The following is a 561-nucleotide window of genomic DNA, read 5'->3' as shown; positions in this document are numbered from 1 at the left end:
GCGGCGCGGGCGATGACACGCTCGACGGTGGCGGCGGCAATGACACGCTGGCGGGCGAGGGCGACAATGACCTGCTGCGCGGCGACGGCGGCAATGACAGCCTGATCGGCGGCAGCGGCAACGACACGCTGCAGGGCGGCACCGGGAACGACACGCTCGACGGCGGCGCAGGCACCGACCGCGCGGTCTTCACCGGCCCGGTCACGGAGTACAGCTTCGACTACGGCCCCGGCGGGGCGCTGATCGTCACCGATACCGTGGCCGCCCGCGACGGCACCGACACGCTGACGGGGGTGGAGTTTGCCATTTTCAACGGCGTCACCTATCGCGTGATCAGCGGCGATGACGGGTCCAACACCACGCTGCAAGGCCCCGATGACGGGACGCCCAGCATCATCATCGCCCATGACGGCAACGACTGGGGCGGCGGCCACGCCACCAGCGATGCGGTCTTCGGCGGCGCGGGCGATGACACGCTCGACGGTGGCGGCGGCAATGACACGCTGGCGGGCGAGGGCGACAACGACCTGCTGCGCGGCGACGGCGGCAATGACAGCCTGA

General features: G+C 70.9%; 1 protein-coding gene. It reads left to right on the top strand.

Annotated elements, in window-relative coordinates; translation table 11 throughout:
• Positions 1 to 561, top strand: a 561-nt coding sequence (locus tag GU920_RS19260; protein ID WP_394351578.1) for a calcium-binding protein, incomplete at both ends; no start/stop codon positions are given.

It is taken from the genome of Paragemmobacter ruber (assembly GCF_009908315.1).
In the GTDB taxonomy this organism is placed as follows: domain Bacteria; phylum Pseudomonadota; class Alphaproteobacteria; order Rhodobacterales; family Rhodobacteraceae; genus Paragemmobacter; species Paragemmobacter ruber.
Note: the sequence above shows the minus strand (reverse complement) of the source record. Positions and strands in the feature narration are given on the sequence as shown.